Annotated in this window: 24 protein-coding genes and 1 tRNA gene; 12 read left to right on the top strand and 13 right to left on the bottom strand. The window is 61.1% G+C overall.

Going from position 1 to position 26,304, the window contains the following annotated elements:
- The first annotated feature begins 14 nt into the window (after positions 1-14).
- The 3 genes from QP990_RS09160 (at position 15) to QP990_RS09150 (ending at position 2,300) form a co-directional block, all read left to right on the top strand.
- Positions 15-506, top strand: a complete 492-nt coding sequence (locus QP990_RS09160; RefSeq protein WP_023020460.1) for a DUF2505 domain-containing protein — start codon at positions 15-17, stop codon at positions 504-506.
- Positions 507-526: 20 nt separating this feature from the next.
- Positions 527-1,339 carry a hypothetical protein gene (locus QP990_RS09155; RefSeq protein ID WP_023020459.1) on the top strand — a complete coding sequence of 271 codons (813 nt, stop codon included), beginning with the start codon at positions 527-529 and terminating at the stop codon, positions 1,337-1,339.
- Between the two features lie 109 nt (positions 1,340-1,448).
- Entirely contained in the window at positions 1,449-2,300 is an 852-nt protein-coding gene (locus QP990_RS09150) for a DUF2993 domain-containing protein (RefSeq protein ID WP_034655702.1), read from the top strand.
- On the opposite strand, the gene QP990_RS09145 is transcribed toward QP990_RS09150, so the two are convergent.
- The 8 genes from QP990_RS09145 to QP990_RS09110 form a co-directional block, all read right to left on the bottom strand.
- The gene (locus QP990_RS09145) at positions 2,297-2,800 is read right to left on the bottom strand and encodes a hypothetical protein (RefSeq protein ID WP_023020457.1); all 504 of its coding nucleotides are present in this window, start codon (positions 2,798-2,800) and stop codon (positions 2,297-2,299) included. The genes QP990_RS09150 and QP990_RS09145 overlap by 4 nt on opposite strands.
- Positions 2,800-3,090 carry a DUF2516 family protein gene (locus QP990_RS09140; protein ID WP_023020456.1) on the bottom strand — a complete coding sequence of 97 codons (291 nt, stop codon included), beginning with the start codon at positions 3,088-3,090 and terminating at the stop codon, positions 2,800-2,802. Before QP990_RS09140 ends, QP990_RS09145 begins: the two co-directional genes overlap by 1 nt.
- A 5-nt stretch (positions 3,091-3,095) precedes the next feature.
- Positions 3,096-3,533, bottom strand: coding sequence for a CGLAU_01105 family protein (locus QP990_RS09135; protein WP_023020455.1), 438 nt, complete (start codon positions 3,531-3,533; stop codon positions 3,096-3,098).
- Positions 3,534-3,552: 19 nt separating this feature from the next.
- A complete protein-coding gene (locus tag QP990_RS09130) occupies positions 3,553-4,905 on the bottom strand; it encodes a DUF445 domain-containing protein (RefSeq protein WP_023020454.1) in 1,353 nt (450 codons plus the stop codon).
- Positions 4,906-5,155: 250 nt separating this feature from the next.
- Positions 5,156-5,530, bottom strand: coding sequence for a hypothetical protein (locus QP990_RS09125; RefSeq protein WP_023020453.1), 375 nt, complete (start codon positions 5,528-5,530; stop codon positions 5,156-5,158).
- 56 nt (positions 5,531-5,586) lie between these two features.
- A complete protein-coding gene (locus QP990_RS09120) occupies positions 5,587-6,336 on the bottom strand; it encodes a succinate dehydrogenase/fumarate reductase iron-sulfur subunit (RefSeq protein WP_023020452.1) in 750 nt (249 codons plus the stop codon).
- On the bottom strand, positions 6,336-8,351 hold the full coding sequence (locus QP990_RS09115) for a fumarate reductase/succinate dehydrogenase flavoprotein subunit (RefSeq protein ID WP_023020451.1): 2,016 nt from the start codon (positions 8,349-8,351) through the stop codon (positions 6,336-6,338). Before QP990_RS09115 ends, QP990_RS09120 begins: the two co-directional genes overlap by 1 nt.
- A 15-nt stretch (positions 8,352-8,366) precedes the next feature.
- Entirely contained in the window at positions 8,367-9,122 is a 756-nt protein-coding gene (locus tag QP990_RS09110) for a succinate dehydrogenase cytochrome b subunit (protein ID WP_023020450.1), read from the bottom strand.
- Positions 9,123-9,491: 369 nt separating this feature from the next.
- Between QP990_RS09110 and ramB the strand changes: the two genes are divergently transcribed.
- Positions 9,492-10,901, top strand: coding sequence for an acetate metabolism transcriptional regulator RamB (gene ramB, locus QP990_RS09105; RefSeq protein WP_034656197.1), 1,410 nt, complete (start codon positions 9,492-9,494; stop codon positions 10,899-10,901).
- Positions 10,902-11,036: 135 nt separating this feature from the next.
- On the opposite strand, the gene lpdA is transcribed toward ramB, so the two are convergent.
- Positions 11,037-12,449 carry a dihydrolipoyl dehydrogenase gene (gene lpdA, locus QP990_RS09100; RefSeq protein WP_023027802.1) on the bottom strand — a complete coding sequence of 471 codons (1,413 nt, stop codon included), beginning with the start codon at positions 12,447-12,449 and terminating at the stop codon, positions 11,037-11,039.
- A gap of 534 nt (positions 12,450-12,983) precedes the next feature.
- Between lpdA and QP990_RS09095 the strand changes: the two genes are divergently transcribed.
- The 7 genes from QP990_RS09095 (at position 12,984) to rfbA (ending at position 21,742) form a co-directional block, all read left to right on the top strand.
- Positions 12,984-14,360, top strand: coding sequence for an alpha/beta hydrolase family protein (locus QP990_RS09095; RefSeq protein ID WP_023020446.1), 1,377 nt, complete (start codon positions 12,984-12,986; stop codon positions 14,358-14,360).
- 51 nt (positions 14,361-14,411) lie between these two features.
- Positions 14,412-15,491 carry an alpha/beta hydrolase family protein gene (locus QP990_RS09090; RefSeq protein ID WP_023020445.1) on the top strand — a complete coding sequence of 360 codons (1,080 nt, stop codon included), beginning with the start codon at positions 14,412-14,414 and terminating at the stop codon, positions 15,489-15,491.
- 45 nt (positions 15,492-15,536) lie between these two features.
- Positions 15,537-16,862: a M1 family metallopeptidase gene (locus tag QP990_RS09085; RefSeq protein ID WP_023020444.1), complete on the top strand. Its 1,326-nt coding sequence runs from the start codon at positions 15,537-15,539 to the stop codon at positions 16,860-16,862.
- Positions 16,863-16,984: 122 nt separating this feature from the next.
- A complete protein-coding gene (locus QP990_RS09080) occupies positions 16,985-18,466 on the top strand; it encodes an HNH endonuclease signature motif containing protein (RefSeq protein WP_023020443.1) in 1,482 nt (493 codons plus the stop codon).
- 73 nt (positions 18,467-18,539) lie between these two features.
- Positions 18,540-19,535: a dTDP-glucose 4,6-dehydratase gene (gene rfbB, locus QP990_RS09075; protein ID WP_284799080.1), complete on the top strand. Its 996-nt coding sequence runs from the start codon at positions 18,540-18,542 to the stop codon at positions 19,533-19,535.
- Between the two features lie 2 nt (positions 19,536-19,537).
- Complete coding sequence (locus tag QP990_RS09070) at positions 19,538-20,893, top strand: sugar nucleotide-binding protein (RefSeq protein WP_023020441.1); 1,356 nt, start codon at positions 19,538-19,540, stop codon at positions 20,891-20,893.
- Positions 20,894-21,742, top strand: coding sequence for a glucose-1-phosphate thymidylyltransferase RfbA (rfbA, locus tag QP990_RS09065; RefSeq protein WP_023020440.1), 849 nt, complete (start codon positions 20,894-20,896; stop codon positions 21,740-21,742).
- A gap of 3 nt (positions 21,743-21,745) precedes the next feature.
- Here the strand turns inward: rfbA and QP990_RS09060 are convergent, their stop codons facing one another.
- The 3 genes from QP990_RS09060 to QP990_RS09050 are packed head-to-tail and all read right to left on the bottom strand — an operon-like array spanning position 21,746 to position 24,313.
- Positions 21,746-22,360 (bottom strand): MBL fold metallo-hydrolase, encoded by a 615-nt coding sequence (locus QP990_RS09060; RefSeq protein WP_023020439.1) that lies wholly within the window; start codon positions 22,358-22,360, stop codon positions 21,746-21,748.
- Positions 22,360-23,445 carry an S-(hydroxymethyl)mycothiol dehydrogenase gene (locus QP990_RS09055; protein ID WP_023020438.1) on the bottom strand — a complete coding sequence of 362 codons (1,086 nt, stop codon included), beginning with the start codon at positions 23,443-23,445 and terminating at the stop codon, positions 22,360-22,362. Before QP990_RS09055 ends, QP990_RS09060 begins: the two co-directional genes overlap by 1 nt.
- Before the next feature lie 52 nt (positions 23,446-23,497).
- Positions 23,498-24,313, bottom strand: coding sequence for a GDSL-type esterase/lipase family protein (locus QP990_RS09050; protein WP_023020437.1), 816 nt, complete (start codon positions 24,311-24,313; stop codon positions 23,498-23,500).
- Between the two features lie 101 nt (positions 24,314-24,414).
- Here QP990_RS09050 and QP990_RS09045 point away from each other — a divergent pair, with 101 nt between their 5' ends.
- Positions 24,415-26,082: an AMP-binding protein gene (locus QP990_RS09045; protein WP_282438252.1), complete on the top strand. Its 1,668-nt coding sequence runs from the start codon at positions 24,415-24,417 to the stop codon at positions 26,080-26,082.
- A gap of 66 nt (positions 26,083-26,148) precedes the next feature.
- On the opposite strand, the gene QP990_RS09040 is transcribed toward QP990_RS09045, so the two are convergent.
- Positions 26,149-26,224 (bottom strand) — tRNA-Thr (locus QP990_RS09040).
- Positions 26,225-26,304 lie beyond the last annotated feature (80 nt).

The raw sequence follows: 26,304 nt of genomic DNA, 5'->3' as shown, positions 1-26,304 counted from the left end.
GTAGTCTGTTAAGCATGTCAACCCGTAGTGAAAACACCGTAACCATCAATCAGCCCATCGAAAAGGTGCACAAGGCGCTGCTCACCAAGGAATACTGGGAGTACATCGTGGCCAACCTCTCCCCTGAGGCGGGTCAGGTGCATGACTTCAGCGATAACGTTGCCACCCTTTTCGAGGTTCTGCCGACCACCCTGCTGCCAGAGGCAGTGCGCGCCATGGTCTCCCAGGACCTCAAGGTCAAGCGCGTGGTCACCGTAGGCGAGCTCAACGGTGAAGCCGCTGACGTTAACTACACCGCAGATGTCAAGGGCACCCCGGTGGACTTCAAGGGCGATATCTCCCTGGCTGGCGAGGGCGAGATGACCAAGCTGTCCTACGTCAACGAGGTTTCCGTCAATATCCCGATGATGGGCGCCGCCATCGAGCCGAAGGTGGGCGAATCCCTGGCTGAGCTCTTCGATAACGAAGGCAAGCTCACCGAGCAGTGGATCTCTGAGAACGCCTAAGTTCTACAGCACCGAAATCTATGGCCGACCACGCACATAATCTGCGCGCTAGCGCAGCTGCGGGTCGGCCTTTTGGCGTTATTACCCGCGGCACCACCAATCACAATCGCCTGCGCCGCTGCGATAGATGGATGCTCGCGCACCCGGAGATTTCCACGCTGCTGCGGCACGTGGAAAAGCCGCTCGCGCTCGACGTAGGCTACGGGGCCTCGCACGCCACCACCGTGGAATGGGCAGGGTGGCTGCGCCGGGCGAATCCGCAGGTAGACGTCCGCGGGCTCGAAATCCACCCGGACCGGGTCCTGCCACCGCGCGACGGCGTGCGCTTCGAGCTTGGCGGCTTTGAACTGGCCGGCTACCGGCCACAGCTGGTGCGCGCATTCAATGTGCTACGCCAATACGACGTGGACCAGGTCCAGGAGGCCTGGCAGACGGTGTGTTCTCGGCTTGCCCCCGGTGGCTTCTTTGTGGAAGGCACCTGCGATGAGCTGGGCCGGCGCGCGGCCTGGTTGCTGCTGGATGCCCACGGCCCACGGACTCTCACCCTGGCGTGGGACCCGTTCGATGTGGCGCGCCCCTCAGACATCGCCGAGCGCCTGCCCAAAATCCTCATTCACCGCAACGTTCCCGGCGAGCCCATCCACGAGCTGCTTAAGGCCGCCGACGAGGCCTGGGACCACGCGGCGGGGTGGGCGCCCTACGGCCCGCGCGTGCGTTGGCGCATGGCACGAGCCGCGCTTGCCGACGCCCCCTTTACTATCCACACCATCCGTCGGCGCCTGCGCGATAATGTGCTGACCGTGGACTGGGAGTCCGTCGCGCCACGGGACTAAACGCGCCGCGCGATGATGGCAGCTGGGGCAGCTGTGAAGTGCCTAGCAATGTGCCCGAGAACTCCCGCAAACTTTGCCCCGCGCCGTCTCATGCGCCACACTGGTACGCATGGCTTCGAAGAAATCGGCGGGTTCACTCGCCTGGAAAATCATCATTGGCATCCTCGTGGCACTACTCGTGCTCATCCTCTTGGCCGAGTTCGGCCTGCGCTGGTTCATCGGTCACCAGATGACCTCGCAATTTAACCAGGCTGCCGAGGAAGAAGGTATCCAGGTCAAAGAAGATCCCTCCGTCAGCTTTGGCGGCAGCCCGCTGCTCGTCGGGCTATTTAAGGGCTCCATTTCCCAGATGGACATGACCACGCCGTCCACCCTGCAAATCGATGGCACTGATATCAAGGGCCAGCCTGCCTCCGAGATCCACGTAGAAGATATGAGCACCGACCAGGAGAATCCGGTGGCCGGCAAGCTGCGCGCTTCTACCACCGTGCCGGATGACTACCTGCTGGCGTCCTTCCAGAAGGGCATTTCCGAGCAGGCCGGCAGCGAAAAGGTGGGCAATATGGTGGTCACGGAGATTAACGCCAACGAGCAAGACCACGTGCTGGACGTGAAGTTTGCCGGCGGCCTTGCCAACCTCTCGCTAGAGCCCACCGCCCACGATGGAAAGCTCGATATCCGCGCCACCGAGGCCTCCATCTTCGGCCTCGAGCTGCCGGATCAGGCCACCGAAGCTATCTCTTCCGCCCTGCAGAACGGCATGTCGGATCAGTTCGTGGGTTCTGACATGAACGTCGATTCCGTAGAGGTGCTCGATGGCGAGCTCAAGCTCACCATCACCGGCACCGATGTCCCGATGAACGACATGGATAAGTTCGCCGGCGGCGGTGACTCCGCGGGCCAGGGCGGCGCCACGGGCAATGGCGCGCCGCAGCAGGACGCGCAGGAGAAAGCCGCCTAAACCGCGGGAGCGGGAAACTCGAGGACCGGAAGTGTGGCAGCGGCCAACTCCGGTCCTTTTTTCTTGCCTTCTTCACCGGCCGCGGATTCCGCGTAATCCGCGGCCTTGCGGCTGCGCACAATGAGGCGCTGGTAGCCGGCTTGATGGGCGGCTTTAAGGGTGGCGTCGGCAAGCGGGGCGTCCGGCACGATGAGGCCCAAGCGGGCCGGATCCGGGCAGGCCTCGCGGATGGCAATGAGCTCGGAGAGCACGGCATTGGCATCCGTTAAGGTCTCATCGAGGCTGACCCATACCTCGCTGGCGCCCGATTGGATGGCCAGGCGCGCCTCGGAGGCCTTGATGAGAGTATGGTGGCGGCCGGTAGGATACCCCGCGACAGAAATAATATCGGCCGCGCCCGCGCCTGCGGCAAGGGAAACATGGTGCGGGGAGACAAGGACGGTGTTATCGGCGGCGCGCTCCTTGACCGTCGCGGCCGGGGCGTCAAGCAAATTAAGCATTAGTAGCTGTAGTCGCCGTTGATAATGGCCTTGAGCTGCGGGCGCACATCAAACCAGTACACGCCGGTAATGACCGCGCCGATCCAAGACAGGAATGGCATGCCGGTGGCCATCGCTACCGCCGAGCCCGCCAGCAGGCCTACCCACACCCACTTACCTTGTCGGTCACCGGCTCGGAAGGCATCCTCGCGGGTGGTGGCAGCGAGGACCGCGCCGATGATGGCGGTCAGGGCGAGGACCTGGAAGAGGTAGCTGTCTAGATGCAAGGCAAGATCATAAAGAAAATACATGTAGTTTAATTCTGTGGATCGTCAGTCTCGATTACTTCACCATCGATAATATTATCGCCCTGCGAAGGAGCCGAATCCTGGCCAGGGCGCGCCGCATTCTTCTTTTCCGCGCGGCGGGCCTGGGCGGAATTATAGGCGTCCATGACGCCCTCGCGGGTCTCGTTATAGACGGTGGAGAACTTGCCCTTAGCGGCGTCGAAAGCAGCGGACTCACGGGTGCCATCGGCGGCCTTCTTCACAGTGGCACCGAGCTCCTTCGCGGTGGCAGTGGCCTTATCCACCAAGCCCTCCTTGCCGGAGGCGCCATAGGGGCTTTTGGCCTCGGCGCCATGAGCGTGCTGGGCGCGCTCCTCCTGCAGGCGACCGCCGAAGTCCTTGGCTACGTCAAAGGCAGCGCTGCCAGCATCCTTCAGGGAATCAAAAATCTTCTTATTATCGTTCATTGTTCATTACTCCTTTTTTCTAAGCGCCAAAGATAAGGTGATTGACCGCGAATATCACCAATCCTGCCAGGGAACCGACGACGGTGCCGTTCAAACGAATAAATTGCAGGTCCTTGCCCACCATGAGCTCGATATTTTGGGAGGCTTCCTCCGCATCCCAGCGCTTGATGGTCTCGGGGATAATCGCAATGATTTCCGGGGCAAATTTCTCCACCGCGTAGCGCGCGGCTTTGTCTACGAGCGCATTTGCCTGGGCTAAAAATTCGGAGTCCTCGAGTAGGCGGTGCGCCAGCTCCTTGACCTTGGCCGTAATCTTTTGGCGCAGGAAAGACTCCGAGTCATTGAGCTGGTCAATGAGCGTGGTGGAGACCGTGCGCCACATGGCCGCGGGTGCCTGCTGCGCTTGCTCAGAGGCGAGCATCTCTTGCTTGATGCCCTCGATGCGCCCGCGCATGTCCTCATCCCACTGCAGATCGGAGGCCAGCTTGGACAAGTTGCGGCGAATGGCTAGGCGGGCCTCGTGGTTGCCGTTGCGGCGGACCTCATCGGCGAATTCTACGAGCTCGGTATAGACCTTCTCCCCCACCATCTCGCGGGCAAAGCGCGGCGCCCAGCCGGGCATGCGCTCATCGATGGCGGTGACCACGGTGGACTCCATGCTGAGAATCTTGCCGTGTGCCCAGTCGATGAGGTCATCCTCCAAGGGGCGTGCCTTGCCATCTGCAATATAGCCCTCCAACAACCTTCCCAGCGGCGGGCCCCATTCCGGCGCGGCTAGGCGGTCCATGACCTGGGTGCGAATAAACTGCTCCGCCTCTTCCGCATCCAAATCCGACACCACGCTGGCCGCACGCTCACCAATCCAGGCGGAGACCTCCTCCGCCTTGCCGGGCTCGACTCCCTGGCGTGCCAGCCACAATGGCAGCTCCGCCTCGCGCACCTTGGCGCTCAGCGCATCCGCGGTGAGGAAGTTTTCCTCCACGAAGTCACTCAAGGCATCGCCCACGCGGTCCTTATTTTTCGGAATCAGCGCGGTGTGGGGAATGGGCAGTCCCAAGGGTCGGCGAAAGAGCGCGGTCACCGCAAACCAGTCCGCAAGGCCACCCACCATGCCGGCTTCGGCCGCTGCACGCACGTAGCCCACCCACACAGGTGCCCCGCTTTCCGACGCCTGCCACCACGAACATCCCAAAAAGATCACCGCCGCACCAATCAGGAACGACAGCGCAATCGCCTTCCACCGCCGCAAGTCCGCCCGCCGGGCCTCCTGGTTACCAGCCTGCGGCACGGGAGCAGCACCCGACGATGCCAACTCCGGTGCCGACGCCGATGCGGCTGCCGATTCGAGGCCTTCGTCCGCGCGGTGGGTCATGAGTTCTCCTTGGGGTTGTGAAGGTGCTTTCGAGCTTCATTCTCTAACACTAGTGCCAGCAACGAACATGCTCGGTGGCAGTCGTCGTTGCAATGATGTCCTGAATCGCCGGCTGGTCCATCTGACATTGCCACTTGGGTACTGAGAGATCACGCAACCCCCGCCTCCTTGCATGGATTGCATGCTGTGGAGACGGGGGTGACGTCGAGTCAGTACAGAAACTTAGGCATTGCCTGGTACAGCAAGCGCCTTAGTTAGCTCGGCCAGTTTCCTTGCGGTACTTGCGGTAGTAGCGGCGGCCATAGTGGACGGTGCTGAAGGCGGCGATAGCCACAACGGCTAGAGCGATGATGCCGATGATGGTGGTCAGGGTGTAGTCACCCTCGCCGGCGGTGCCCAGCGGGGTATCCCACACGCCGAGGCCCCAGATGAGGATTCCGGCAGCCGGGAGGCAAGACAGGATCAGACCCATGCCCACCCAGGTGGAGGTGCGAATGAGGGAAGAATGAGGAGCACCGAAGGAAACTGGGTCGTAGCCTTCAATGTAGGTGTCCTGAATCTTTCCGGAGAACTCCGGGTAAGTCTCGCTGGTGTAGTCAGCGACTGCGTGGGTGTTATCGCTCATGGCGGAGTCTTTCTGTCTTTCTCTCGTTCCTTGTATTCCTACGGAATAACCTTAGCTTAGTCGTCCTTGCCACGGAAAGCAGCACGTGCACGTTCGCGGGTAACCGCGGATACTGCGGTCAGGGGAACGCCGGCCGGGCAAACATCAGCGCACTCACCGTAGAGGGAGCAGTGGCCGAAGTTGGCTTCCAGGTCATCGACCATGTTGCGGGCACGGCGGCCACGCTCTTCCTTACCCAGCGGCATGAGGGACAGGTGCACCAGCTTCGCACCGGTAAACAGGTGTGCAGCACCATTCGGGCAAGCAGCAACGCAGGCGCCGCAGCCGATGCAGGCAGCGTGGTCCAGCGAGTACTCGGAAGTCTCATGGTTGACGTGCAGGGTATCCGCATCCGGAGCGGTACCAGCATCCATGGAGACGTAGCCGCCCTGCTCCATCACGTGATCCAGTGCCGCACGGTCGACGATCATGTCCTTGATAACCGGGTAGGCAGCGGAACGGAATGGCTCCAGTTTGATGGTCTGTCCTTCGGTGAAGTTGAACAGGCGCTGCTGGCAGGCCGGGGTGTTCTGTCCAGGGCCGTGTGGACGGCCGTTGACGGTCAGACCACAGGTACCACAAATGCCCTCACGGCAGTCAGAGGCGAAGGCGAAGGGCTCCTCGCCGCGCTCAATGTAGCCCTCGTTGACGTGGTCCAGCAGTTCCAGGATGGACATCTGCTCAGAGGCATCGTCCACCTGGACGGTCTCGAAGTGGCCTTCTTGGGTCGGTCCGGCTTGACGCCAGATCTCAAGTGTCAGTTTCATTACTTGTAGTTCCTTGTCATCAGCGGGATCGAATCAAAGTACAGCGGCTCGGCGTGGCGGATGAACTCGTTCTTATTAGCGCCCGGCTCCCAGGCGGAAACGAAGCACCAGTTCTCGTCGTCGCGTTCTGCCTCGCCGTCCTCGGTGAGGTGGTCCTCGCGGAAGTGAGCGCCACAGGACTCGTCGCGGTCCAGGGCGTCAACACACATGAGCTCGCCCAGGTCCAGGTAGTCGGCAACGCGCAGGCCGTATTCCAGCACCTGGTTCATGTCGTTGGCCTCGCCCGGGATGCGGACATTAGCCCAGAAGTCCTCGCGCAGCTCACGGATCTTGGTGATGGCTTCCTTGAGGTCTTCCACGTTACGGGACACACCGCAGCCGTGGTACAGGATGTCGCCTAGCTGGCGGTGGTAGTAGGAAGGACCGTGCGGGTTCTCGCCGCGCACGCCCATGAGGCGGTCGATGCGCTCTTGGGACTGAGCCAGGGTTGCCTGTGCCTCTGGGGAATCCTCCGCCAGCTTCTCCTCATTGAGGTGGTCAGCCAAGTAGTTCGGGATGGTAAACGGCAAGGTGAACCAGCCGTCAACGGAAGCCGAAAGCAGGGAGTTAGCACCCAGGCGGTTAGCACCGTGGTAGGTCCAGGAGCACTCACCGGCGGCAAAGAGGCCGTCGATGGAGGTCATCTCATTGAAGTCGGTCCACAGGCCACCCATGGTGAAGTGGCAGGTCGGAGCGATACGCATCGGAGTTTCGTAAGCGGACTCGCCAATGGCCTCTTCGTACATCTCGATGAGGTTGGAGTAGCGCTCGCGGATCTTGTCCTTACCCAGGCGTTCGATGGCGTCGCGGAAGTCCAGGTACACCGAGTTGTGCAGCGGGCCAACACCCAGACCAGCGTTAATCTGCTGGGAGATAGCACGGGAAGCAACGTCACGCGGAACCAGGTTGCCGAATGCCGGGTAGCGGCGCTCCAGGAAGTAGTCGCGCTCTTCTTCCGGAATGGTATTCGGGTCGCGGTCGTCGCCTTCCTTCTTCGGGGACCAAATGCGGCCGTCGTTACGCAGGGACTCCGACATCAGGATGGTCTTGGACTGCCAATCGGAGTTGACCGGTAGGCCCGTCGGGTGGAACTGCACGAAGGCTGGGGAAGCCAGGTAAGCACCGCTGTCGTACGCACGCATCATGGCGCTGGCGTTGGAGTTCTTAGCCAGGGTGGACATGTGGTAGACGTTGCCGTAGCCGCCGGTACCCAGCACGACTGCGTGGCCGGTGAAGGCCTTGAGCTCACCGGTGATCAGGTTGCGGGTAACGATGCCGCCAGCGCGCTTCTTGCCATTGTCGTTGTAGACGATGATGTCCTGCAGGTCGTTGTGAGCGAAGAGCTCCACGTTGCCCAGGCCAATCTGGCGGTAGAGCGCCGAAGTGGTGGACAGCTGCAGCTGCTGGCCTGTTTGACCACGGGTGTAGTAGGTGCGGGAGACCTGTACACCACCGAAGGAACGGGTAGCCAGGGTGCCGCCGTACTCGCGGGCGAATGGTGCGCCGATGGCGTTCATGTGGTCAATAACGCGCACGGACTCGTTGGCCAGGCGCCAGCAGTCGGACTCGCGGCAGCGGTAGTCGCCGCCCTTGACGGTGTCCTTGGTGTGGCGGTAGGCGGAGTCATTGTCCACCTTCTTGGCACGGGAGGCGTTGACGCCACCCTGCGCTGCGATGGAGTGCGCGCGGCGCGGGGAGTCGTGGTAGGTAAATACCTTTACCTTGTAGCCCAGCTCGCCCAGTGCGGCCGCAGCGGCGCCGGCGGACAGGCCGGTACCAACCACGAGGACCTCAAACTTACGGCGGTTCAGTGGGGAAACCAGCTGCATGTGGTCCTTTTGGTGGGACCACATATCCTTCATCGGCACGCCGTGCGGCTCGTGGGATTCCAGAATGTTGCCGGCAGATACGCCCGGAACGATGGACTGCGGATGCGAGAACTTGGGATGCTCGCGCTTGAGTTCAGTATTAGTCATGGGTTTCTAACTCCTTTAGCTGACCAAGCCCAGGGCAACGGACAAAGGCATAACGATGTTGCCGATGCAGACAACGGCCGGGATGACGTACGCCAGGATCAGGAAGGTCTGACGCCACTTCGCACCGGTGATACCCAGGTCAGAAGCGGCGAGTCGAATGCCGTGGGTGAGGTGCAGGAACAGGAAGCACATGGCGATCACATACACGATGGTGACCGGCCAGCGGCTGAAGGTTGCGATCATATTGGCCTTCACCGCACCCTCCACGAAGTCACCTGGGGCGATGGGCTGTACGCCCAAGGTCAGGTCCAGCAAGTGGAAGATGATAAACAGCAGCAAAACGATGCCGGTAACCAGCATGGACTTGGTGGCGAAGGAATCAAGGCCGCCCATCAGGTTGCTACGGCGGAACTTGCCGCGGGAGGCCTTGGAACGTGCGGTGAGGGCAAACGCACCATAGATGTGGGCGATGATGGCAACCAGCAGGACCGCGCGGATGATCCACAACGCACCCTCATGCGGGAACAGTGGCTCGCCCATGGAGCGCAGGAATGCACCATATTCATCAAGAGCCTCGTCGCCGCCCTCAGCCGGCAAGTACAGCTTCAGGTTGCCGGCCATGTGGCCGACGACGAAAAGTGCAAATAGCAGGCCGGTGACGGCCATGATGAGCTTCAGAACCCAAGAGGGCACTCCCGGCTTCTGACGGATTGGTTCGTTAGTAATGTGGCCGTGAGCTACTGCCTCACGGTCGGGATTTCTTAAAGTCATGACACCTCCATTGTCGTCCTCACCTTAACTGGGCTTAACCGCTGGTTACCAGTCAATTCCGGCGGCGTTTCATCTAACGGTACGGCGGTACGGTTAAACTCAGAATTCTTTTAGGTAAGGGTTGCCTTAGATGGCCGGATTCAAAACGTCACTACCTTGGCTGCTCGCAATTTCGCAATATTGACGTTGCGTAAATCTTCCTCCAGTTGTGAACTTGGTCACCCAGTGTTACGGGAGTGATCCCCTTACCCCTTTATGTGTCAAACTTTCGCATGAAACCCACATATTCCCCACAGGAGGGTGAATATTCTTCACAAGATCTTTGCGATTAAGGTGCACACGCGCAGGCCACCCAGTAACCTTTCCGGCATGAGTAAGACGTATGTGGGATCCCGCCTTCGCCAACTTCGCCGTGAGCGCGATCTCAGACAGGCTTCCTTAGCCGCCACGCTGGGCCTTTCGGCCAGCTACGTCAACCAGATCGAGCACGACGTTCGGCCACTTACCGTTCCGGTCCTCCTTCGCATCACCGAGGTCTTCGGAGTTGACGCCACCTTCTTCTCCCGCGACGATGACTCGCGCCTCCTCGCGGAGATCCAGGACGTCATCCAGGACAAGGAGCTGTGCCCCTCCCCCGTCGAGCTGCAGGAGCTCTCCGAGCTGGTCTATAACCACCCCACCGTCGCCCGCACGCTGGTGGATGTCCACCGCCGCTATCGCAATGTGCGCGATAAGCTCTCACTCGCCACCGATACCCGCCGCACCACCGAGGCCACCCAGGCACTGTCCATGCCGCACGATGAGGTGCGCGATTTCTTCTATGCCCGCCAGAACTACTTGGACGGCCTGGACCACCATGCGGAGCAGCTTGCCGACGCCCTCTCGGTCACCCAATTCGGCATCCGCGACACCGAACATGCCCTAGCCCAGCGCCTGCGCGATCTCCACAACGTAGACATTCACATCACCTCACAGATGGATGGCACGCTGCACAGCTTCGACCGCGAGACCGGCGAATTTCGGCTCGCCTCGCGCTTAAGCGAAGGGCAACGCGCCTTCCGCATGGCCGCGGAGCTGAGCTTCCTCGAGGCTGGCGAGGAGATCGCATCTTTGGTAAAAAATGAGCCGTTTACCTCGGATGCCTCGCGTAACCTAGCACAACGCGGATTGGCCAGCTACTTCGCCGCCGCCACCGTGATGCCCTATACCCTGCTACATTCTGAGGCTGAACGCTCCGGCTACGACGTGGAATACCTCTGCCAGGTCTTCGGAGTGGGCTATGAATCCGTCGCCTCTCGGCTGTCCACCCTGCAGCGCGATAACCTGCGCGGCATTCCTTTTACCTTCGTCCGCGTCGACCGCGCCGGAAACATGTCCAAGCGACAATCCGCCACCGGCGTGCACTTTTCCAATAATGGCGGCACCTGCCCGCTGTGGAATGTCTACGAGACCTTCACCCAGCCGGGCATTATTTCCCGTCAGTTGGCCCAGATGCCCGATGGCCGCAATTACCTGTGGATCTCCCGCGCGGTACAGCACCATCAAGGCCGCTTTGGCGATACCAATAAGCTTTTCGCCATTGGCCTGGGCTGCGAGGCTCGCCACGCCGACCGCACCGTCTACGCAGAAGGTCTCGACCTCAAAGATCTCTCTTCTGCTACCCCTATCGGCTCCGGTTGCCGCACCTGCCCGCGCGAGAATTGTGCGCAGCGCGCCTTCCCACCCATTAACGAGGTCATCAGCATCGATGCCCACCGCTCAGCGGTGGCACCGTACTAGTTACACATCACCACGACGAGCCTTTTCGGGGGCGTAGACATACAAAACGGCACCGCGGTCCCTTTGCCCGGTGGGCGGGGGACGGCGCGGTGCCGTGGGTGTTGCGCTCAAGGCGACGTCGCCAAGCGCCCCTGCTTAGAGGTTAATCATGTGGCCGCCGATGCCCTCGGCAGCTTCCTTCATGGCCTCAGAGAGGGTCGGGTGGGTGTGAACGTTGCGGCCGATTTCCTCAGCGGTGAGGTCGAAGCGCTGCGCCAAGGTCAGCTCCGGCAGCAGCTCGGAGACATTGGAGCCGACCATGTGGCCGCCGATGAGCTCGCCATACTCGCCATCCGCAATGAGCTTGACAAAGCCCGCGGTCTCGTTGAGACCGGCAGCCTTGCCGTTGGCGGAGAACGGGAAGGTAGCGACCTTGATATCGCGGTCCGCGAACTTCTCCTTTGCGGCCTCTTCGGTGTAGCCGAAGGAAGCGACCTGCGGGTTGCAGAAGGTAGCGCGCGGCATGTTCATGTAGTCACCCAGAAGCTGGGTCTCCACGCCGGCGATGGTCTCTGCGGCGACAACGCCCTGTGCCTCAGCAACGTGTGCGAGCTGCAGCTTCGCGGTGACGTCACCGATGGCGTAGATGTGGTCCACGTTGGTGCGCATGGTGTCATCGATGGCGATGGCGCCGCGCTCGGTGAGCTCAACGCCGGTGTTCTCCAGGCCGAAGCCCTCGGTACGTGGGGCGAAGCCGATGGAAATCATGGCGCGGTCCACGGTGAGGGTGTCCTGCTTGGAGCCATCCTTGGACTCGACCTCAACGGTGACATTATCGCCGTTGTCCTTCACGGAGGTGGTCTTGTAGCCGGTCAGCAGCTTGACGCCGAGCTTCTTGTACTCCTTGGCAATGGCCTTGGAGACGTCCTTGTCCTCGTTCGGCAGGACGCGGTCCATGAACTCCACGATGGTGACGTCCACGCCGTAGTTGGACAGAACATAAGCAAATTCCATGCCGATGGCGCCAGCGCCGACGATAACCATGGACTTCGGGGCCTCATCGTTGAGGATCTGCTCCTCGTAGGACACGATGTTGCCGCCGAGCTCTACGCCCGGCAGGGACTTGACCACGGAGCCGGTAGCGATGATGCAGTCATCGAAGGTGACGGTCTTGCCCTTGTCATCGCCGTCAGTGATTTCAATAGTCTTCTCATCTTTGAAGGAGCCAAGGCCGTTGATCTCGGTGATCTTGTTCTTCTTCATCAGGTAATGAACGCCCTTGACGATGCCCGCGGAAACCTTGCGGGAACGCTTGTGGGCTACACCGAAGTCGAAGGAAACATCGCCGGAGATGCCGAAGTCCTTTGCTTCATGGTTGAAGGTGTGGGCAACCTCAGCGTTCTTCAGCAGTGCCTTGGAAGGGATGCAGCCTACGTTGAGGCAGACACCACCCCAGTACTGCTTCTCGATTACGGCAACTTTCTTACCAAGCTGAGCTGCACGGATGGCGGCCACGTAGCCGCCAGGGCCCGCGCCGAGTACTACTACGTCATAATGTTCATTAGTCACGCCCTACAGGATACGTAACTTTCCCCTCCATGTCGCGCATTGGGTCACACTCTTTTGCCCGTGTACCCCACGCTTCGGGGGTAAAACGCACAAAGGCCCTGCACGGTGACGTCGGCAAGCGCGCGACGTCGTGCAGGGCTATGGGCTCGGTATTTTAGAACAGGCCGAGAGCCAGGGCAGCGTTGGAGGACATGGAGGAACCCATATGCAGGAACTGGCCCAGAACTTCGTTGATGGATACGAGGATGGAATCGAAAACGTTCATTTTTCTTCTTTCTGTTTTTGCCTAGAGCGAGGGATGGGCCCGCGGATGGGACCGCACTATTCACACGTTTAGAACTAACGGGAATTGTAGCGCCGCCGTTACATGAGCGCTGGGTTAGCGCTGCGTTCAGAATTATGACACACAAACCACATGCGTCACAGGTTTTGCTACATTAAAAGGGCTATTAAGGCATAGAGTCTTGCTAACACTCCCGCTATGCGGAACGATACCTACTGAGAAGATTCTCTTAACTCGAGGAAGCTAAAAATATGCATACTTTGCGCTCTATCGGCTCCAGCGTCGCAGGCATCGCCATCGCGGCAGGAGTCCTCTCCGCCCCTATCGCCTCCGCCGTCGAGCCGGCCAAGATTCAGGGGGACGCCACCCCATCCACCATCCGCGAGGTAAACCTCACTGACTCGGCAGATCCGGAAAATATCAACTACGCCATCACCACCGAGGGCGAAAACCGCGTGGTAGATATTGCCGGACTAAAGGACAAGGACAAGTGGAAGGGTTATGCCTTCGGCCACAAGAGCGCCCAGGGCAACCACTACGGCAACCACGTCAAGGTCATGACGGCTACCTCCGCCGCCATGGGTGGCCGCGAGGTCCCGCTTGCGGTCATCTCCCCAGACGGCAACTTTGAAAAGAAGCGCCCCACCCTGTACCTACTCAACGGCGCGGGCGGCGCTGAGCAGGGCATGGACTGGATCACCGCCACCGCGAAGCGCGACGTCAACCCAGAGCAAGAGGGCGTGCAGGACATGGTGGATTTCTACACGTCCAAGGACGTCAATGTGGTCATCCCACAGGCCGGTGCCTTCTCCTACTACACTGACTGGGTTTCTACGCCGGATGCCGGCTACCTCAAGGGCCCACAGAAGTGGGAGACCTTCCTGACCAAGGAGCTGCCAGGCGCTCTAGAGGATCATATCGGAGGCAATGGCAAGCGCGGCATCGCTGGCATGTCCATGGCCGCTACCTCCTCCCTGCTGCTGGCGGAGCACAACCCGGGCTTCTACAACGCGGTGGGCTCCTTCTCCGGCTGCGCGGCTACCTCTCGCCCGCTGCCGCGCCTGTACACCCAGCTGACTGTCAACCGCGGCGGCGGCTCGGCCGATCAGATGTGGGGCGCTATGGGCAGTGAGTACAACGTGTACAACGACGCATTGGTCAATGCCACCCCGAAGAATTTGGGCCCATCCGAGACCTACGTCTCCGTGAATAGCGGTTTGGGCGGTGCCAATGACTGGGGCGCTAAGGGATCGTCCACCCTCATCGTGGAGGGCGGCGTCATCGAGGCTGCTATGAGCTCCTGCACCCACGATCTCAAGGCCAAGATGGATTCCCAGGGCATGAAGGCGGATTGGAACTTCCGCAATACCGGCACCCACTCCTGGCCGGGCTGGCGCGATGACATCTTCTCCTCGTGGAAGACCTTCGAGCGTGGCTTTAACAAGGACGCCGCAGAAGCTCCGGCCGAGCCGGAAGTAAAGCCCAACGAGCTTTCCATCGATGCGCCGCAGGCTCAGGAAAATGCGCAGATCAAGGACGCCCCGAGCGCCGCTGACCAGTCCCCTGATAAGGACTTCGTCGAGGGCAAGGAAGCCGAAGCTCCAGAGGCTGCCGGCGCTGCGGAATAAGTAGCGCAGAAGTATAATCAACGAGTTCATTAACTACAGGAAAGAAGCACAATGAAGCGTCTTAGCTCCATCCTGGCCGCCACCGCAGTGTGCGCAGGCTTGGCTAGCGCCCCGATGGCGGGCGCCGCACAGCTCACCCCGCAGCAGGTAGCAGGCAACGCCGCCCAGTCCACCCTGGCCCCACTAGAGGTCACCCCGGAGTTGGAGCAGCAGACCTGGTACCAGAAGTACAAGGACGATCCGCGCGTCGATAAGCTGCAGGCCACCTCCCCGGCTATGAACGGCCGCAAGATTCCGCTGGCTGTCATTCGCGCGACGGATGAGAACCGCCCGACCATCTACCTGCTTAATGGCGCAGGCGGCGCGGAGCAGGACATGGACTGGCTGAAGCTTTCCGATGCCGTGGATTTTTACCACTCCAAGAACGTCAACGTGGTCATCCCGCAGGCTGGTGCCTTCTCCTACTACACCGACTGGGTATCCGAGCCGAACTCCCAGTATCTTAAGGGCCCGCAGAAGTGGGAAACCTTCCTCACCAAGGAACTGCCGGGCGCTATCGAGGGACACATCAAGGCCGATAACCACCGCGCCATCGCGGGTATGTCCATGTCCGCTACCTCCTCCCTGCTACTGGCGGAGCATAACCAAGGCTTCTATGACGCCGTTGGTTCCTACGCCGGCTGTGCGGCTACCGCCTATCCGGTAGAGCACAAGGCCGTTGAGCTCACCGTTAACCGCGGTGGCGCTTCCGCAGAGCAGATGTGGGGCCCCTTCGGTTCCCCCACCAACCGCTATAACGATGCGATGATGAACCACGAGAAGCTGCGCGGCACGGAGCTGTACATCTCCTCCGGTTCCGGTCTGGCCGGCAAGGAGGATACCTTCTCCTATCACGTGGCTCAGGGCACGAACCCTGCGGCGGCCGCGGCAGGCTCCGCTGTCCTGCAGGGTGAGGGCGGTGCCATCGAAGCTGGCGTGAACTACTGCACCCACAACTTCAAGGCCAAGTTGGACCAGGCTGGCATCCCGGCTACCTATAACTTCCGCAATACCGGCACCCACTCCTGGCCGCACTGGATTGCGGACCTCAAGGATTCTTGGCCGGTCTTCGAGCGCGCTTTCAATAAATAAGCTCGTTTCTTTCCGCGGCTAAAAGGGCGGTAGGCTTGCAGCATTATGAAGTTGCTTCCTACCGCCCTTTCGCGTACCCACACTGACCCTTATACCGGCGTGGATTTTAACCTCGGATTTGAGGTGTCCCACTACACGCTGGATCTGACCTACCGCGTGGAGCCCAACTTGCTCCACGGCGAGGCCGTTTTAACAATCCGAGCGACCGCCGATTTAACGTCTTTGACCTTGGATTTGGGCGGGGCGATGGTGGCCCGTCGCGTGACCGCGAAGGGTGCACCGCGGGTGGCAAAGTTCCGCCAGTCTTCCGGTAAGTTGCGTCTTCGTTTCGCTGCGGAAATCGCCGCCGGTACGGAGTTTGATCTGGTTATTCGCTACGGCGGTAGCCCTCGCCCCATCCGCACCACCTGGGGCGAGATTGGTTGGGAAGAAACCGAGTCCGGCTCGCTGGTGGCTAGCCAGCCCAATGGCGCGCCGAGCTGGTTCCCCTGCGACGATACACCGTCTGAAAAGGCGCTCTATGACATCATCATTACGGCCGATGATCCCTTTATCGTTGTGTCTAATGGCGACCTCGTCTCCCGCAGGGCGGGCGGCTCCACCACGCGCTGGCATTACCGTACCCGCCAGCCCATGGCCACCTACCTGGCTACGGTGCAGGTAGGTGAGTTTTCCAGTTTTGCCTTGGGCCCTTCCACTCGGGCTTGGGCTCCAGCCGCGCTGCGCGAGCGGGTGCTGAATGAATTTGCCCAGCAGCAGGAGATGGTGGACTTCTTTACCTCCATTTATGGCCGCTACCCGTTTGCGGATTACCAGGTGGTCATCACGGAAGATGAGTTGGAGATTCCGCTCGAAGCGCAGGGGCTTTCTATCTTTGGATCCAACCATGTGAAGGGAGACCACGCCTTCGAGCGCCTTATCGCGCATGAGCTTTCCCACCAGTGGTTTGGCAATTCCGTGGGCCTAGGCGAGTGGAAGGATATCTGGCTCAATGAGGGCTTTGCCTGCTACAGCGAGTGGTTATGGGCCGAGCACAAGGGCGAGACCACCGCGCGCGAGGCAGCACGGTCCCACTACAACGTCCTAGGCCGCAAGGCGCAGAACCTCACCGTTTCCGATCCGGGTGCGCGCGATATGTTCGATGACCGCGTGTATAAGCGCGGTGCTTTGACCGTGCACGCCATTCACCGCCTGCTTGGCGACGCCTTCTTTAGCACCCTCCGCAGCTACCTCACCGAGCACCAGCATTCGGTGGTGGAGCCTTCCATGTTGCTAAATTCCTTCCGCGCCACCGCTCCTGATGCCGCGCTTTTCGACGCCACCGTAGACGCTTGGCTCAACCACACGGCCCTTCCTTCATTCCCGAGTTAGTGGTTTTGGCCCTGCGTTTGTTTGGGGATTGTCTAATCTATTGACCAATCCCTTCTTTCCTGTTGACGGGGTGTTTTATCTAGATAGAATAGAACATGTAAACGAACAGGAGGGGAGGGATTATGCAGACCACCAAGCACGCGGAGATAGACTCCGCCATCGCCCAAGTTGCCGCCGGGTTAACCCAACTGCGCGGCCTCATGCAGGATCCCTCCGACCTCTCTTTCGAGCTTCTTCACCCTCATTTCGAGCACTTGGAAAGGGCGCTGGGCAACAAGGCCGCTATTGACGCTGCCTTCGCCTTCATCGCGGAGCGCGATGACGCCGGCCGCCGCGTGGGCTCCTCCAAAGCCAAGGACTACCTGACCGCCCGCCTAGGTCTTAGCGAGTCCGAAGCCGCCGCCCGTCTGCGCAATGGGCGCAACCTATTTGCCCCTATCCCCGAACCGGAGCCCACTCCCCCACCTGCTGATCCCGATGCTGATGACGCCACACGCGCACAGGCCGAGGAAGAAGCCCGCCGCCGCGCCGACCGCGAGCGCCGCGAAGAGGAAAAGCGCCGCAAGAAGCTTTTCGAAGAAGAGCCTATCCCTGAGCGCATCCTTAACCTCATCGAGAATGAGCTGCGCAGCCTCAGCAAGTACGCCATCCCCGGCCCAAGCGAGCTGCGCAACCAGGCCCTCGAGCAGGCCAAGCGCCGCTCCTTCGATTCCTTACGCGAGTGGCTGCGTAAGGCAGTTCGCAAGGCGAATAAGCACGCCCTCAATCCTGCCGGCGAGCCCGATCCGCACGCCGCTACCCGCAAGCGGCGCTTTAGCATCTCCCGCCAAGATGCTGACGGCGGTGTGCATATCTCCGGATACCTCGACGCCTCCGCGGCCGCCATCCTTGCCAGTGCCTTTGCTCCCGCCAAAAATAAAGGCAGCGCCGATCTCAGCGCCGAGGATGATACCCGCACTTATGCCCAGCGCATGGCGGACCAATTGACCGCTGCCTTGTCGAGCTACCTTTCTGCCACCCAAAAGGACTCAGCGGGCCTTGGTTCTTTCTTCGTCGCCACCACCTTGGAAGAACTGGAGGCGATGGGCGGCGATACCCGCTTCGCCACCAGCACCGGCATCGAGCTTTCTCCGCTCGATCTCCTCCGCTTGGGTGCCGCGCAGCACGATTTCTTCTGTGCGGTGGATGAGAAGGGCTTTCCCCTCGAACTTGGCCGCACCAAACGCACCGCTTCCCTCTGGCAGAAGCTCGCCCTCGCGGCCTCCGAGCTTGTCTGCACCCACCCCGAGTGCCACCGCCCCTGGCAGGACTGCGATGTCCACCATCTGCAGGCTTGGTCTCACGGCGGCGCCACCGACCTAAAAAATCTGACGCTGCTGTGCCGTCGCCACCACGTGGACAATAACGACTACCGCGATGGCCGCAACGGAATGGGTCACGCCGAACGGGACCCCGGCACCGGCCGGGTGGGCTACCGGGCCGCGCACGCGAGCGGGCTATCGCCCACAGTAGAGGTCAACGACCACCCCGCCGCGGAACAAGCCCCGGGACGCAGGCTCACGGATCCGCCCTCGCCACCACCGTCTCCCTCGGGCGCGGCCTGACCTCTTGCGCGCGGGCCCGCGGCCTGCCACAGCAGCCCGTCCGACTGCCCTACACTGGATAACCATGCAAACGATGCTCGTCACTGGCGGCGCCGGTTTTATCGGCGCCAATTTCGTGCGCCTCATGCGCCAGGCGCGCCCCGATACCCGCGTTACGGTGCTTGATAAGCTCACTTACGCCGGAAACCGCGCCAACCTCGCCGATCTGGATATTGACTTCGTCGAGGGTGATATCGCCGATTCTGCGACGGTAGAACCGCTCGTCGCTGCCGCCGATGTAGTAGTTCACTTCGCCGCCGAATCCCATAACGACAATTCTTTGCGTGACCCCTCCCCCTTCCTCCACACGAATATCGTGGGCACGTTCACGCTGTTGGAGGCGTGCCGGAAGCACGATACCCGCTTCCACCATGTCTCCACCGACGAGGTTTTCGGTGATCTCGAGATTGGGGCAGAAACCAAGTTTGACGAGAACACCGCCTACGCCCCCTCCAGCCCGTACTCCGCCACCAAGGCAGGTTCTGACCACCTCGTGCGCGCATGGGTGCGTTCTTTTGGGCTGCGCGCCACCATCTCGAATTGCTCCAATAATTATGGGCCGTATCAGCACATCGAGAAGTTCATTCCCCGCCAGATCACCAATATTCTCTCCGGCCGCACGCCCAAGCTTTATGGGACGGGCGAGCAGGTCCGCGATTGGATTCATGCCGATGACCACAACGAGGCAGTGCTCGCCATCCTAGAGCGCGGCCGGATTGGAGAGACCTACGCTATCGGCGCGGATCAGCCAGATATCAGCAATAAGCAGGTCATCGAGCTTATCTGCGAGATCATGGGCCACACCCGCGATGGACGCGCGCTCTATGAGCACGTGGCGGACCGCCCCGGCCATGATCAGCGCTATGCCATGGATGCCACCAAGCTGCGCCGCGAGCTGGGCTGGGCCCCGCGGTTTACGGATATCCGCGCCGGCCTCCAAGACACCATCGCGTGGTACCGCGATAACGAAGACTGGTGGAAGCCCGAGAAAGAAGACGTAGAGACCCGCTACAAGCAGCAAGGACAGTAGACATGCGCATAACTGAAACCGCCATCCCGGGACTACTCATCATCGACCTCGACGTGCACGGGGACAATCGCGGCTGGTTCAAAGAAAATTGGCAGCGGGAAAAGCTCACCGGTCTCGCGCCCGAACTCGCGAGCTTTCAGCCGGTGCAGAACAATATTTCCTTCAACCACGCCGGCGCTACCCGCGGGCTGCACGCCGAACCTTGGGACAAACTCATCTCGGTGGCGCAGGGCAAGATTTTTGGTGCGTGGTGCGACCTGCGCGAGGGGTCGGAGAGCTTCGGCGAGGTTATTACCCACGAGATTGGGCCGGAGACGGCGGTGTTTGTGCCGCGAGGCGTCGCCAATGGCTTTCAAGCGCTGGAGGATACCTCTTATAGTTACCTGGTCAATGAGCACTGGTCGTCCGAAGCGCGCTATGCCGCGGTGAACCTCGACATCGTGGACTGGCCGATGGTGCCCACCGAGGTTTCTGAGAAAGACAAGCAGCACCCCAGCCTCGAAGAGGTGAGCCCGATGCCCGCCCGGCGCATCCTCGTCACGGGTGCGAATGGGCAGTTGGGGAGGGCACTGAAGCGCCTGCTTGGCGACGCCGAATTCTGCTCCCACGCCGACTTCGACATCACCAATCCGCCGGAGCGAAATTGGAAGCAGTACTCGACCATCATTAATTGCGCGGCGTACAACGACGTCAACGGCGCCGAAAACGACCGCGCCGCTGCCTGGGCCGTCAACGCGGAAGGACCGGCAAAGCTGGCACGCATCGCCGCAGAAAACCAGATCACGCTGGTGCATGTCTCGAGCGACTATATCTTCGATGGGGCGAACGAGGTCCACACCGAGGCGGAGTTGCCGTCGCCGCTCAGTGCGTACGGGGCGTCGAAAGCCGCGGGTGATACCGCAGTGCAGACCGCGCCGCAGCACTATGTCATTCGCACCTCGTGGGTCTTTGGCGATGGGGAAAATTTCATGTCCACCATGCGCCGGCTGGCTAATAAGGGCGTGGAGCCGAAGGTCATCCATGACCAGCGTGGCCGCCCCACGTTTGCCGAGGACCTAGCCAAGGGCATCGTGCACCTGCTCAAGTCCGACGCGGATTACGGCGTGTATAACCTATCCAATTCGGGCGATACCGTGGGCCGCGATGAGATTGCCATGGCGGTATTCATCGGGCTCGGCCACGATCCGTCCGAGGTCACGCCAGTGACGACCGAGCAGTACCGCGAAATCGCGGGACCGGAGGCGCCGCGGCCCAAGGAATCGACGTTTGCGCTGGATAAAGTCGAGGCCACCGGTTTCAAGCCGCAGAATTGGCGCGCCGCGCTGGCCCTGTACCTGGCGCTCTACCCGGAGGATTAAATGAAGGGCATCATCTTAGCCGGCGGTTCCGGCACGCGGCTCTACCCGATTACCAAGGGCATCTCGAAGCAGCTCATGCCCATCTATGACAAGCCGATGATTTACTATCCGCTGACCACGCTCATCCAGGCGGGGATTCGGGAAATCCTCATCATCACCACCCCGGAGGATGCGGGTGCCTTCCAACGCCTCTTTGGTGACGGCTCCCAGCTCGGACTCATGATCGATTATGCGGTCCAGCCGCGGCCGGAGGGGCTCGCGCAGGCCTTCTTGATTGGCGAGGATTTCATTGGCGATGACAGCGTCGCACTCGTGCTCGGCGATAATATCTTCCACGGCTTCGGCGGCGAGCTCACCCACTGCCAGGATCCGGAGGGTGGCATCATCTTCGCCTACGAGGTCTCGGATCCGCAGCGCTACGGCGTGGTGGAATTCGATGCTGCGGGGCATGCGCTCAGCATCGAAGAGAAGCCGGAGGTCCCGCGCTCAAACCACGCGGTGGTGGGCTTGTATTTCTATGACAACTCCGTCGTGGACATTGCCAAGGGCATCCAGCCCAGCGGCCGCGGCGAGCTGGAAATCACGGCGGTTAACGAGGAATACCTGCGCCGCGGCGAGCTGAATGTCCAGCGCCTGCACCGCGGTAGCGTCTGGCTCGATACCGGCACGGTGGACTCCATGAGCGAGGCTTCTGCCTATGTTGAGGTGATGCAAAAGCGCACCGGGATCGTTATCGGATCGCCCGAGGTTGCTGCCTATGAGGCGGGCTTTATCGACCGCGCCCAGCTAGAAGCACTCGCCGAGCCGCTGCTTAAGTCCGGCTACGGCGAGTACCTGCGGGCGTACTAACAGCTAGTAACCGCGCTCGATGTATTCGTCGAGGCGTGCGGCCTCGGCACCCACCGTGGTGGCGTCGCCATGCCCCGGCAGGACCTTGGTGTCCTCCGGCAGGGTGAAGACCACGTTCTTCAGCGACTCGATGATCACATCGAAGTCGGAGTACTTGCGGCCAGTGGCACCAGGGCCGCCATTGAAGAGCGTATCGCCCGACAGCAGCGTCTCGCCCACGTGCAGCACCACGCAGCCCGGCGAGTGGCCTGGGGTGTGGTAGACCGTGATTTTCTCGCCGCCGATATCGAATTGACCGCGATCCGCCAGCGGCGTATATGGGGCATCGCCGTTGGATTCCTGCCACAGCATGTCATCGTCCGGGTGCAGGTAAACCTCGGTATCGAAGCGCTTGGCGGCCTCGGGGGCGAGCTCGCAGTGGTCATTGTGCGCGTGGGTGAGCAGGATGCCTTCCACGTGGCGATCGCCTACCAGCTCCGCTACGGCATCGAGATCGTGAGAGGGATCCACCACATATACATTGGAGTCATCGCCCACGACGTAGACGTTATTATCCACGTCCCACTCGCCGCCGTCGAGGCGGAACTTGCCAGAAGTAACCGTGCTATCGATGCGCATTAGAACTCCACCACCGAACGCAGGACCTTGCCGGACTTCATGGTGGCGAAGGCCTGCTCGACGTCGTCAAGCGCAATGCGCTCGGAAACGAACTTTTCTAGCGGGAAATTGCCGGCCTTGGATAGCGCTACATAAGCGGGGAAATCGCGCTCCGGGAGGCAATCGCCGTACCACGCTGGCTTGATGGAACCGCCGCGGCCGTAGAGGTCGATGGCGGGAATGTCCACGTGGTCGGTGAGGTTTGGCACGCCCACCATGACCATGCGGCCGGCGTGGTCGCGGGAGTAGAAGGCCTGGCGCCAGGTGGGCTGGATACCCACGGCGTCGATGGAAACGTCGGTGCCGAAGCCGCCGGTGAGCTCGCGGACGGCGTCGATGACTTCCTGTTCCGACAGGTCCTTGGAGCAGATAGTATCGGTCGCGCCGAATTCGCGGGCGGTTTCCAGCTTGGATTCGTCAATGTCCACGGCGATGATCTTTGCCGCGGCTGCCAGCTTGGCACCCGCAATGGCGGCCATTCCGACGCCGCCGCAGCCGAAGACGGCTACGGACTCGCCGAGCTGGATGTCACCGGTATTCACGGCTGCGCCGAGGCCCGCCATGATGCCGCAGCCCAACAAGCCTGCAGCGGCTGGGTCAGTGTCTTCCACCTTGGTGCACTGGCCCTCGTGGACCAGGGTCTTTTCCGCGAAGGAACCGATGCCCAGCGCAGGAGTGAGCTCGGTGCCGTCCTCGAGGGTCATCTTCTTCGAGGCGTTGTGGGTATTGAAGCAGTACTTTGGCTCGCCCTTCTTGCAAGCGCGGCACTCGCCGCATACGGCGCGCCAATTCAAAATGACGAAGTCGCCCTCCTCCACGTGGGTGACCGCAGAACCTACGGTCTCCACCACGCCTGCGGCCTCGTGGCCGAGCAGGAACGGGAAGGCGTCTTCAATATCGCCATCGCGGTAAGCAAGGTCGGTGTGGCATACGCCGCAGGCCTGCACGCGCACGATGACGTCATTAGGGCCGGGGTCGGGGACAACAATATTGACGGTTTCGACTTCCGCGCCCTTGGAACGGGCAATAACAGCTTTTACAGTCATGCGCCCGAGCGTACCGATATTTTCAAAATCGGCACATTAATGAAAATATTTTTTAAGAGCGGGCGATGACGTTGGCCGTATGCTCGTGGCCGCGCTGGTTCATGTGGATGGGCAGGTTGCCGTCACCACCAGTAAAGTCCACCAGACCAGCCCACATGCGCTGGTTTGCATCGGCGCACATGCCGTTATTGCGGGTGGAAGGTTTCATATCCAAGAACTGCACGCCAGTGCGTGCCGCCAGGTCCACCTGCATCCACTGTGCCTTATTCTCAAAGTCCTGGATTGGCGGCAGGAAGGTGGAGTCGGCCGGGCGCGGACCGAAGTGGAAGAGGCAGTAGTACGGGCCAGAACCAATGGTGGGGTAGCCAACGATCTGGACGCGGGCGTTCGGGGCCGCGCGCTTGATGCGTTCGATTTGTGGGGCGGTGCGGTCCGCGAACTGCTTGCGAATCTGCGGCAGGTTGAGCTCGCGGTGGTTATAGGTGTCGTTGAAACCGGTAGTAATAACCACGCGGTTAGTAGCCGGGCTCAGCGCGCCGGTACGGATGGCCGCATCCACCTGCTGGGAAACCTGCGGGCCGCGAGACATGGACACGGCACCGGAGCAGGAGAAATCACGCACCGGAAGGCGCAGCTTGGCACCGGCACGCTTGGCGTAGTTATTGGAGGTAGGGCAATCCACGCCCACACCCTTAGAGGGATCGAAACGGTGAGCAAAGTAGGAGCCGGCATCTGGATCCGCGAGGACAGAATCGCCGAAGGCTACTAGGTTGCGCTCCGCGGCGGTGGCCTGCGGCGCGACTGCCACGCCTACGACGGCCAGCGCGGACGCCACCACGGAGAGGACTTTGAGCTGCAGAGATTTCATGAGATCCTTTTCTAGAAACACCAGTAACTTCAGGTAACTGTAGTCACTTCTGTAATTTCGAGTTGGCGGCTACACCGCGCGCCTCTCTCACGATATCGTCCATGGTTACCTTTTTGTTATCTTCGCTTTTTGGAGCTACCCCAACCGTGAATTTTTCTGATTTCACATTCCACGCTGCAGCCCTCGGCCGGTTCGTGCCGGCGCTTCTTAACGCCGGACTCATCAGCCACCAAGGCGGCGCGAAGGCCCAGCTCAACCTGCTGCCGAACCTGGCCCGCTACCGCTTTACCACCGCACGCGAGATCGAGCAGGGCTACCTTGCCTGTCCGGAGCGCTTGGCGCTTATCGACGACGACGGCACCCTCACCTACCGCCAGCTGCGCACCCACACGCAGGGCTTCGCCCGCTACCTCCGCTCGCTGGACCTGCCCGAGATTCGCCTCGGCGTCATGGCGCGCAACGGCCGCGGCATCATCATTCCGCTCGGCGCCAAGGGCTATGTGGGCGCTTCTATTTACCTGCTCAACGTAGGCTCCTCCCCGGAGCAGCTGGCCGGCTGCATTGAGGAAAACGGCATCAATGTGCTCGTCGTGGATGATGAATTCATCGACCGCGTGGACACCGATATCCCCGTAATCATCGCGCACGATACCGGGGCTAGCGAGCTGCCGAAGTTAGACAAGATTGTGAAGAATCCACCGGCCGTGGAGCTGCCGCGCTTCCCCAAGCACGGCCCGATCGTGCTCATGTCCTCCGGCACCACCGGCATTCCGAAGGGCATTGTGCGGCCGGAACCGACCCTGCCGGTAGTGCTGGCCTCCATCGTGGATACCATTCCATGGCGCGCCGACCAGCGCCTGCAGATCACCGCCTCCATCTTCCACACCTGGGGATGGGCCTGCATCAATATCGCACTCGGACTGCGCAATACCATCGTCACCCGCCGCGTATTCGACGCGGAGCAGGTGCTTGACGATGTCCAGCGCTACCGCCTCGATGGCATGATTTCCTCCCCCATCTTCTTTAAGCGCCTAGTGGAGCGGGACCCAGCCGGTGAGTTCGATACCTCGAGCCTGAAATTCATCGCCTCGGCCGGCAATGCGCTGACTCCGGAGGTGGTCAAGGAGACCAATGAGCGCTTCGGCGCCATCCTATGCAACGTATACGGATCCACTGAGCTCGCGCTCGCGACGACCGCCACCATGGATCAGGTGGCCGCCAACCCCACCATCGCCGGGCGCGTGGCCTCGGGCACGAAGCTGCGCATCCTCGATAAGGAGGGCCACCCGGTTCCGCGCGGCGAGGTGGGAGAGATCTACCTGACCAACTCCACCGCGATGACCGGCTATACCAACCCGAACCTGCGGCTCAATAAGGTGGACGGGCTCATTTCCATCGGCGATTTGGGCTACATCGATGAGCACGACTTCCTGCACGTGGTCGGCCGCGCCGATGACATGATCATTGTCGGCGGCGAAAACGTCCACCCGCAGTCCGTCACCGAGGTCCTCGAGGCCATGCCCGGCATCCACGAGGTCCATGCCGGTGGCGTGGAAGATAGCGAGACCTTCCAGCGCATCGCCGTGTGGGCGGTGCCTACTGCCGACGCCACCGGAAAGGCCCTCACGGCCGACGCCATCCGCGAGTGGGTCCGCACCAAGCTCGCCGATCACTCCGTGCCGCGCGATGTGCACTTCCTATCCCAGCTGCCGCGCAACGCCACCGGCAAGGTGGTCCCGCGCCTACTGCACAACCACGGCGAGGCTTAACGCTCTGCCCCCACTGCCGTGCCCACAACGGCGAAAGGCCGCAGGCTAGATAACCTGCGGCCACTGTGGAGCCGCCTGCGAGAATCGAACTCGCGACCTTTTCATTACGAGTGAAATGCTCTACCGACTGAGCTAAGGCGGCACGCTGCTTGGCATATGCCAGTGCAGCAAGAGAAAGTTTAACCTAGGGGCGCCGCGGAATAGAAATCGGCCCCCGACTAC

Source organism: Corynebacterium sp. MSK071 (genome assembly GCF_030232125.1).
Classification (GTDB): Bacteria; Actinomycetota; Actinomycetes; order Mycobacteriales; family Mycobacteriaceae; genus Corynebacterium; species Corynebacterium kefirresidentii.
The sequence above is the reverse complement of the archived record's forward strand: the minus strand, read 5'-3'. Positions and strand labels throughout refer to the sequence as shown.